7 protein-coding genes and 1 pseudogene are annotated in these 9,612 nt (G+C 68.3%); 5 read left to right on the forward strand and 3 right to left on the reverse strand.

The annotated features are described in order from the left end of the window. Positions 1-59 precede the first annotated feature (59 nt). Positions 60-3,167 (forward strand): transglycosylase domain-containing protein, encoded by a 3,108-nt coding sequence (locus ACTJKF_RS13825; protein ID WP_440624087.1) that lies wholly within the window; start codon positions 60-62, stop codon positions 3,165-3,167. A 34-nt stretch (positions 3,168-3,201) separates the two neighbouring features. On the opposite strand, the gene ACTJKF_RS13830 is transcribed toward ACTJKF_RS13825, so the two are convergent. Further along, positions 3,202-3,549: a GFA family protein gene (locus tag ACTJKF_RS13830; protein WP_440624088.1), complete on the reverse strand. Its 348-nt coding sequence runs from the start codon at positions 3,547-3,549 to the stop codon at positions 3,202-3,204. A 155-nt stretch (positions 3,550-3,704) separates the two neighbouring features. On the opposite strand from ACTJKF_RS13830, the pseudogene ACTJKF_RS13835 reads away from it, so the two are divergent. Then, a pseudogene (locus ACTJKF_RS13835) lies at positions 3,705-3,964 on the forward strand (DUF1272 domain-containing protein). A gap of 40 nt (positions 3,965-4,004) precedes the next feature. On the opposite strand, the gene ACTJKF_RS13840 reads toward ACTJKF_RS13835, so the two are convergent. Further along, a complete protein-coding gene (locus ACTJKF_RS13840; RefSeq protein ID WP_440624089.1) occupies positions 4,005-4,709 on the reverse strand; it encodes a FadR/GntR family transcriptional regulator in 705 nt (234 codons plus the stop codon). 134 nt (positions 4,710-4,843) lie between these two features. On the opposite strand from ACTJKF_RS13840, the gene dgoD reads away from it, so the two are divergent. Then, complete coding sequence (gene dgoD, locus ACTJKF_RS13845; RefSeq protein WP_440624090.1) at positions 4,844-5,992, forward strand: galactonate dehydratase; 1,149 nt, start codon at positions 4,844-4,846, stop codon at positions 5,990-5,992. Between the two features lie 149 nt (positions 5,993-6,141). Here dgoD and ACTJKF_RS13850 read toward each other — a convergent pair whose 3' ends face one another. Continuing rightward, complete coding sequence (locus ACTJKF_RS13850) at positions 6,142-7,074, reverse strand: CopD family protein (RefSeq protein ID WP_440624091.1); 933 nt, start codon at positions 7,072-7,074, stop codon at positions 6,142-6,144. 377 nt (positions 7,075-7,451) lie between these two features. Between ACTJKF_RS13850 and ACTJKF_RS13855 the strand changes: the two genes are divergently transcribed. Together ACTJKF_RS13855 and ACTJKF_RS13860 are read left to right on the forward strand one after the other, a co-directional pair. Beyond that, positions 7,452-8,216 carry a c-type cytochrome gene (locus ACTJKF_RS13855; RefSeq protein ID WP_440624092.1) on the forward strand — a complete coding sequence of 255 codons (765 nt, stop codon included), beginning with the start codon at positions 7,452-7,454 and terminating at the stop codon, positions 8,214-8,216. 19 nt (positions 8,217-8,235) lie between these two features. After that, the gene (locus ACTJKF_RS13860) at positions 8,236-9,534 is read left to right on the forward strand and encodes a c-type cytochrome (RefSeq protein WP_440624093.1); all 1,299 of its coding nucleotides are present in this window, start codon (positions 8,236-8,238) and stop codon (positions 9,532-9,534) included. Positions 9,535-9,612: the final 78 nt, after the last annotated feature.

Consider the following 9,612-nt stretch of genomic DNA (forward strand, 5'->3'; position numbering starts at 1 on the left):
GACTACACTAATCCTTAATGAGGCGCGGCCGGAGCCCGTGCCTTCAGGGAGACGCCGCCATGAATCGGCCGCTGAATCGCATCCTGCCGCGCGTGACCGGTAGTGCCTCGGTCTGGACGTGGATCAAGTGGTCCTTGCTGGCCGCGCTGGTGATCGCGATCGCGATCATTGCGCGACTCGTGATGACCGAGTTCGCGACATCGCGCCTGCAGGCGCACTATCTGTCGGAGCTGACGCGCGACGTCGGCTACACCGTCGAGTCTGGCGCGAGCGATCACATCCGCTTCCCCGCCAACGGGCCGTACGACCAGCGCCTCGGCTATTCGATGATTCCCGCGTTCCAGCAGCGCCTGCTCGCGCGCGGCTTCGTCGTCGGCAAGCAGGCGCGCGACTCCGAGCGGATGCTGTCGCTGGCCGATCGCGGCCTGTTCCTGCCTTACGAAGAGAAAGACCAGACCGGGCTGATGCTGTTCGATTCGACCGGCTCGCCGCTGTTCGCGACCGTCTTCCCGCAGCGCGTCTACGCCGACTTCGACGCCGTGCCGCCCGTGGTCGCCAATTCGCTGATGTTCATCGAGGATCGCTACCTGCTCGACCCGAGCCAGCCGAACCGCAATCCGGCGATCGACTGGGGACGCTTCAGCCGCGCGCTCGCCGACCAGGCGCTGCACGTCGTCAATCATCACCAGGCCCGCCCGGGCGGCAGCACGCTCGCGACGCAGATCGAGAAGTTCCGCCATTCACCCGGCGGGCGCACCGCGACACCGCCGGAAAAGTTGCGGCAGATCGCGTCCGCGTCGGTCCTCGCGTACCTGAACGGCCCGCAGACGATGCTCGCGCGCCGCTCGATCCTGGTGCGCTACCTGAACTCGGTGCCGCTCGCCGCACGGCCGCACGTCGGTGAAATCACCGGCATCGGCGACGGTCTCGCCGCGTGGTACGGCCGCGACTTCAACGACGTGAACCGGATCCTGTCGGCGCCGACGACCGGCGACGACGTCGACGAACAGGGCAAGGCGTTCCGCGAGGTGCTGTCGCTGATCATTGCGCAGCGCGCGCCGTCGTACTTCCTGAATCGCGGCTATCCGGCGCTGCAGAAGCTGACCGACAGCTATCTTCGACTGCTGTCGAACGGCGGCGTGATTTCGCCGGCGCTGCGCGATGCGGCGCTGGCCGCGCAGATCGAGCGCAGCGCGCCGCCGGCCGCCACGCGCGTGCAGTCGTTCGTGTCGCGCAAGGCCGTGACGTCGGCGCGCGCGTCGCTGCTGGCGGCGCTCGGCATGACCGACCTGTACCAGCTCGATCAGCTCGACCTGGAGGCCACCAGCACGCTCGACAACGGCGTGCAGCAGGCGGTCGCCGAACGGCTCGCGCAGGCGTCGACCCGCAACGGCGCGCAAACCGCCGGCCTGTACGGCTTCGAGATGCTCGCGCCAAAGGACGACCCGTCGCACCTCACCTACAGCTTCACGCTGTACGAGCATCGCAACGGGGCAAACCTGCTGCGCGTGCAGACCGACAGCGTGAACGAGCCGTTCGACGTGAACCGCGGCGGCCGCATCAACCTCGGCTCGACCGCGAAGCTGCGCACGCTGATCACCTACCTGCAGATCGTGTCCGACCTGCACGCGCGGTACGGCAGCCTGTCGAACGCCCAGCTCGCGCAGGTGAAGCCCGATCCGCTCGACGGTCTCACGCACTGGGCGCTGGACTACCTGTCGCACACGCGCGACCGCTCGCTGCAGGCGATGCTCGACGCGGCGGTCGAACGCAAGTACTCGGCGAGCCCCGACGTGTTCTACACGGGCGGCGGCGCGCAGGTGTTCTCGAACTTCGACAAGTCGGACAACGGCCGGATCATGACGCTGCACGCGGCGTTCGAGCATTCGGTGAACCTCGTGTTCGTGCGGCTGATGCGCGACATCGTCCATTACGAAATGCTGAAGGCGGCCGGGCCGTCGTCGTCGTGGCTCGGCGATCCCGAGCAGCGCAAGCATTATCTCGAGCAGTTCGTCGACGGCGAAAGCAAGGTCTACGTGAAGCGCTACTACACGCGCTATGCGGGCAAGGCGCCCGACGATGCGCTCGCGCTGATGCTGCAGGACGTGCGCAAGTCGCCGCCGAAGATCGCGACGGTGCTGCGCAGCGTCGCGCCGAACGAATCGTTCGCGTGGTTCAGCGCGCAGATGCGCGCGCAGCTGAAGGGCACGCCGGCCGCGACGCTGTCGGACGACGATCTCGCCGCGCTCTACGCGAAGTACGCGATCGACCGCTTCAACCTCAACGATCGCGGCTATATCGCGAGCGTCCATCCGCTGGCGCTGTGGACGCTGAACTACCTGCGCGCCCACCCGAACGCGTCGCTCGCCGACGTGCAGCGCGACAGCCATGACGCGCGCTTCTACACGTACTCGTGGCTGTACAAGACGCGCTATCACGCGACCCAGGACCGCCGCATTCGCCGCATGGTCGAGCTGCGCGCGTACGGGGAGATCACGAAGGCGTGGCGTGCGCTCGGCTATCCGTTCGCGGAAGTCACGCCGTCGTATGCGGCCGCGATCGGCGCCTCGGGCGACCAGCCCGACGCGCTCGCGAAACTGATCGGCCTGATCGCGACCGGCGGCCAGAAGGCACCGACCGAGACGATCACGCGCCTCGACTTCGCGAAGGGCACGCCGTACGAAACACGCTTCGTGCGCGCGGCCGCGCAGCCGCAGCCGACGCTGTCGCCGGAGATCGTCAACGTGTCGCGCACGCTGCTGCGCGACGTCGTGCTGAACGGCACCGCGCGGCGTCTCGCAGGCGGCTTCACGCTGCCCGACGGCAAGACGCTCGAGGTGTACGGCAAGACCGGGACGGGCGACCAGCGCTTCAATGTCTATGCACGCGGCGCACGGCTGATCGAGTCGCGCAAGGTCAACCGCAGCGGGACGTTCGTGTTCGTGCTCGGCGACCGCTTCTTCGGCGTGCTGACGGCGACCGCGCACGAGCCGTACGCGGCGCGCTACGACTTCACGAGCGCGATGGCCGTGCAGTTGCTCAAGTCGATGGCCCCGGCGCTCGCGCCGCTGATCGAGCGCCCGGCCGCGGCCGGCACGCGCACGACGGGCCCCGCGCCGCAGGCGGAAACGCCGACGCCGCAGGCCGCGCCGGTCGAGCCGTCCTGACGGCGGCTCGTGCGCTTGCGCGACGATGCGCCGCTCAGAGCGAGCGGCCGTCGAAGTGCGTGACGGGCAGCGCATCGATATCGACATCCTCGAGGCATCGCACGTTGATCGCGGCCATCTCGGTGCCGTTCGGATGCGTGCCCTCGCCGAACGTGTGAATGCCGCAGCGCTTGCAGAAGCGATGGCGGATCACGTGCTTGTTGAACAGGTAGGTGGCGAGATTGTCGTCGGAGGTGACGAGCGTCATGTGGTCGCGCGGCACGAACCACATCAGCGCCCCCTTGCGCCGGCAGATCGAACAGTTGCAGGCCGTCACGCCCTGCAGGTCCCCTTCCGCCTCGAACTTCACGTCGCCGCAGTGACAGCTTCCGCGATAGAGCATGGTCGTCTCCCGGGGCGGCCCGTGCGCGTCGACGGCATCCCGGCGGGACACCGTTGGCCGGGCCGGCTCAAGCGCGTACAGTAGCGCGCACGCGCGCCGCACGCAATGTCCGGCCGCGCCCTTCCCGCCCCACCCCGATCACGAGGAACACCGTCATGCTCGAACTGCGCCCCGGCTGCGAATGCTGCGACAAGGACCTGCCGCCCGATTCGGCGGACGCACGCATTTGTACATTTGAATGTACGCGGGCGGCGAGCCTTTCTGCGCGAGCTGCGCGGACGACGTGCTGAAAGGGCAATGCCCGAACTGCGGCGGCGATCTCGTCGTGCGGCCGCGCCGGCCGGCGAGCCTGCTCGCGAAGTATCCGGCGTCGACGCAACGCGTGCTGAAGCCGGGCGGCGGCGCGAATCACTGACCGGGTGACGCGGCCCTTTCCGTCACAACCATCACGACCATCACGACATCTCGATCCGCGCGCGCGTCACCGCGAGCAACGATGCCATCGCGCGGCGCGCGCCGTCCTCGTCGCGCACGCGGATCGCGTCGCTCACGGCCGCATGCTCGGCAAGGGACGCGTTGAACACGTGCGCACGCCGCGCGTTCAGGTGCAACTGCGCTTCGAGCGTGCGGTCGATCAGCGCGCCGAGCGGCACCAGCAGCTCGTTGCCGCCGGCCTCCAGCACGCTCAGGTGAAAACGCAGGTCCGCGCGCACCCATTCGTCGACGTTGCGCGCGGCAGCCATCGCGCGCACCGCGTCCTCGATCGCATCGAACGCGCCCGGCCCGTGTGCGCGCGCCGCCAGCGCGGCGGCGTGCGGCTCGATCATCTCGCGCATCTCCTGCAGCTTCAGCGCGAACGCGAGCGGCGGCGCGACCCGCGCGTACCAGTCGAGCAGGTCGGCGTCGAGCAGGTTCCACGCGCGGCGCGGCCGCACGCGCGTGCCGACCTTCGGCCGCGATTCGACGAGCCCTTTCGACGTCAGCGTGCGCAGCGCCTCGCGCAGCACCGTGCGGCTCACGCCGAACATCGCCATGAGGTCCGGCTCCCGCGGCAGCAGCGATTCGGGCGGATAGTCGCCGCGCAGGATCGCGGTCGCAAGCTGGAAGGCCGTCTGTCCATGCAGGTCGCGTTGAATGATCGTTCTCCGTTGAGCAGGCACGCCGCGGCTGCCCACTATCTGCACAATAGTGCTATTAATACTATTTTTTAGCGGGCTACGCTAGGATAACCGTCACGTACTCGACCGGCGCCGCACCCGCACGTCCGCACCGGTCCATTCTGGAGACACGCCCCATGAAAATCACCCGCCTCGAAACCTTCGTCGTCCCGCCGCGCTGGCTGTTCCTCAAGATCGAAACCGACGAAGGGATCGTCGGCTGGGGCGAGCCGATCGTCGAAGGCCGCGCGCACACGGTCGAGGCCGCGGTGCAGGAGCTCGCCGACTACCTGGTCGGCCGCGACCCGCTGCTGATCGAGGATCACTGGCAGGTGATGTATCGCGCGGGCTTCTACCGCGGCGGCCCGATCATGATGAGCGCGATCGCGGGCGTCGACCAGGCGTTGTGGGACATCAAGGGCAAGCATCACGGTGTGCCGGTGCACGCGCTGCTCGGCGGCCAGGTGCGCGAGCGCATCAAGGTGTATTCGTGGATCGGCGGCGACCGGCCGAGCGACGTCGCGAACAACGCGCGCGCGGTGGTCGAGCGCGGCTTCAAGGCCGTGAAGATGAACGGTTCCGAGGAGCTGCAGATCGTCGACACCTACGACAAGGTCGAGCAGGTGATCGCGAACGTCGCGGCGGTGCGCGATGCGGTCGGCCCGCACGTCGGGATCGGCGTCGACTTCCACGGCCGTGTGCACAAGCCGATGGCGAAGGTGCTCGCGAAGGAGCTCGATCCGTACAAGCTGATGTTCATCGAGGAACCGGTGCTGTCGGAGAATGCCGAGGCGCTGCGCGACATCGTCAACCAGACCAACACGCCGATCGCGCTCGGCGAGCGGCTCTACTCGCGCTGGGACTTCAAGCACATCCTGGCGGGCGGCTACGTCGACATCATCCAGCCGGACGCGTCGCACGCGGGCGGCATCACCGAGTGCCGCAAGATCGCGACGCTCGCGGAAAGCTACGACGTCGCGCTCGCGCTGCACTGCCCGCTTGGGCCCATCGCGCTGGCCGCGTGCCTGCAGCTCGATGCGGTCAGCTACAACGCGTTCATCCAGGAACAGAGCCTCGGCATCCACTACAACCAGGGCAACGATCTGCTCGACTACCTGCGCAACCCCGAGGTGTTCCGCTACGAAGACGGCTTCGTCGCGATCCCGCAGGGCCCGGGGCTCGGCATCGACGTCAACGAGGAGAAGGTGCGCGAGATGGCGAAGACGGGCCACCGCTGGCGCAATCCGGTGTGGCGCCACGAGGACGGCAGCGTCGCCGAGTGGTGATCGAGGGGTGAACTGAAGCGAGATGAGATGAGCCGGGCCGCGCGGCGCGTGTGCCGCGCATCGGCGTCGATACGGCCGCCCGGACAGGCGGCCGTTCTTGCATCTGCGGTGCGTGGCGTGGCGCGCGGGCACTCGCGCCGCCCCGGCCGTCAGCCGAGCGCCGCGAACCCCGGCACGCTGAACGACAGCACGGCCGCCGCGACGAACACGCCGATCATCAGCAGCGCCTCGAGATGCAGGATGTTGCGGAACGTGTGCGCATCCTCGGTCGACGCGGTACGGCCCAGGCGCGGCAGCGCCGAGAAGCGGTTCAGCCCGCCCAGCACGAGCGCGAGTGCGACGAGCAGCAGCTTGAGCAACAGCACGCGCCCCCACGTGCTGCCGTCGAGCGGCGCGAGCGAGCCGCCGAGCCCGCGCAGCGCATTGAGCACGCCGGTGCCGAGCACGAAGACGACCGCGATCATCGACGTACGCGACAGTTGCTGGCCGATCCGGATCAGCGCGCCGCGCGCGACCGACGAGCCGAGCACCGGCAGCACCGCGAGCCCACCCGCGAGCACGAGGCCGCCCCACACCGCGGTGGCAAGCAGGTGCAGCGTCTGCACGCCGACCGCCGCGGACAGCGGGCCCGTGTCGGCCGCATGGCCGAGCGATGCCTTGCCGGCCGCGACCACGATCACCGCAAGCCACAGCACCGCGTGCGCGAGCGGGCCGTCGGGCTTCGCCAGCGCGACGAGCGCAAGCACCACGGCGCCGGCGAACGCGACGCCCCACGCAAAGCCCGTGTGCGTCTGCATCAGCACCGTCGGCATCGCGGCGAACGCGCCGCCGAGCCCCGTGCCGCTCATCGAGGCGGCTTCGTACAGCAGCCAGCCGAGGTCGGCGAGCACGAGCGCCAGCGCCGCCGCGACCAGCGAATGTTGCGCACGCAGCCATGCGGGGTGCGACGGCGCGACGACCGGCCGTGCGCCGTCCTTGCCGAGCCACGCCTTGAGGAGCGCCGAGCCGACCGCCATCGCGAAGGTCGCGTCCATCAGCGCCGCGAGCGCGACCTGCCCGATCCACAAGCTGTCGATCCTCATCGCGCGCGCCCTCCCGGGAACGGCCGGCCAGCGGCGCGACGGCAAGTGGAACGGCAGCGGGAAGACGGCAATGGCACGGTAAGGAACGTCATCGATGAATCCGGAAACGGGAGAAATGACTGGATCTGCGGCGGAGGCGGCGCCGCGCGACCCGCGAGTGTAGGTCTTCGATGGTCAAAGCGCACGCCGGTTCACACGACGATGGGACGAAGCGCGTCAAATTGTCGCAAGTCGCAAACAGACAGGAACCGATGCCCTTTCGTCAAATAGCCGTCATTACCCATCGATGATAGAATGCCGCGTCGCAGCAGCCCGGCTGTCCTGCCGTCCATGCGCCGAGCCGATCGTAGCCCGGACAAGGTCCCCGACGAATAAACATGGAGTCTCGTGTGTCTTCAAGACGCCTCTTCCGTCCGTTGCTCGCCGTTCTGTTGTTCGGTGGCGCGGGCCTTATGAGCGCTGCCCAAGCGCAGACCAAGCCCACGGAGCAAGCGCACGCCCAGCAGGCGCCGCTCAAGGCACCCGATACCATGGCCGAGCGTGTGCGCGGCTGTACCGCCTGTCACGGCGTTCACGGCCAGGGCACGGACAACGACTATTTCCCGCGGCTTGCCGGCAAGCCGGCGGAGTACCTGTACAACCAGCTCGTCAACTTCCGTGACGGCCGGCGCAAGTACCCGCCGATGAACTATCTGCTGACGTACCTGAACGACGATTACCTGAAGGAAATCGCCGAGCACTTCTCGGCCGAGCGTCCGCCGTACCCGACGCCGGCCAAGCCGACGCTGCCGAGCTCGACGCTCGCGCGCGGCAAGCAGCTCGTCACGCAAGGCGATCCGTCCCGCAAGCTGCCGGCCTGCGTGGCCTGCCACGGCGCAGGGCTGACCGGCATGCAGCCGGCGATCCCGGGCCTCGTCGGCCTGCACGCCGATTACCTGAGCGCGCAGCTCGGCGCATGGCGCTCGGGCAACCGCCACGCGAAGGCACCTGACTGCATGCACGAGATCGCGTCGAAGCTGTCGGATGAAGACGTGACGGCCGTGACCGCGTGGCTCGCCGCGCAACCGGCGCCCGCCAACCCCGTGCCGGCACCGGCGCGTTCGATGAAGACTCCGCTCGCCTGCGGCAGCGAACCGCAATAAGGCAAGGGAGACAGACACAATGAAACGCAAGTCCCTGTTTGCACTCTCGGCTGTCGCGATCGTCGCGGCCGCCGCTCTCGTGCCGGTCCTGTGGCCGGGCAACGACACGCTGCACGGCGCTTCCGCCGTCGCGGCCACGCCGGCCGACCAGGCCGCGCTGATCAAGAAGGGCGAGTACCTCGCGCGCGTCGGCGACTGTATCGCGTGCCACACCGTGCGCGGCGGCAAGTCGTTCGCGGGCGGCCTGCCGATGGCGACGCCGTTCGGCACGATGTACACGCCGAACATCACGCCGGACGACAAGGATGGCATCGGCAAGTGGACGTCGGACGACTTCTACCGCGCGATGCACACCGGCCGTTCGAAGGACGGCAGCCTGCTCTACCCGGGCTTCCCGTTCGCGAGCTACACGAAGGTCACGCGCAGCGACTCGGACGCGATCTACGCATACCTGCGTTCGGTCGCGCCGGTGTCGGTGCCGAGCCGTCCGCACGAACTGAAGTTCCCGTTCAACAACCGCAACCTGCTGATCGGCTGGCGCACGCTGTTCTTCAAGGAAGGCGAGTACAAGCCGGATCCGACCAAGTCGGTCGAATGGAATCGCGGCGCGTATCTCGTCGAGGGCCTCGGCCACTGCTCGATGTGCCACACGTCGATCAACATGATGGGCGGCCCGGTGAGCTCGGCAGCCTTCGCGGGCGGCCTGATCCCGCTGCAGAACTGGTATGCGCCGTCGCTGACGAACGACAAGGAACTCGGCCTCGGCGACTGGCACGTGGAGGAACTGTCCAACCTGCTGCAGGCCGGGGTGTCGAACCAGGGCGCGGTATTCGGCCCGATGGCCGACGTCGTGCACAACAGCCTCCAGTACATGAGCGACGAAGATACGCGCGCGATGTCGACGTACCTGAAGTCGATCCCGCAGAAGGCTGAAGCGCCGAAGAACATGCAGTACGAGCCGTCGAAGCAGTTCGGCAACACGCTGTTCGACCAAGGCAAGAAGATTTACGCGGACAACTGCGCGACCTGCCACGCCGCAACGGGCTCGGGCAAGCCGCCGGCGTATCCGCCGCTCGCGGGCAACCATTCGATCGTGATGGAATCGGCAGTCAACCCGATCCGCATGGTGCTGAACGGTGGCTATCCGCCGAGCACGTTCAAGAATCCGCGTCCGTACGGGATGCCGCCGTTCGCACAGTCGCTGTCGAACCAGGAAGTCGCGGCAGTCGTCACGTATATCCGGATGTCGTGGGGCAACAACGGTACGCCGATCTCGCCGCAACAGGTGAGCGACCTGCGTTCCGCGCCGCTTGACTAAATAACGCGCGACACAAACGGGGGGGGGGGGGGGGGGGGGGGGGGGGGGGGGGGGGGGGGGGGGGGGGGGGGGGGGGGG

Source organism: Burkholderia sp. 22313 (genome assembly GCF_052045245.1).
Classification (GTDB): domain Bacteria; phylum Pseudomonadota; class Gammaproteobacteria; order Burkholderiales; family Burkholderiaceae; genus Burkholderia.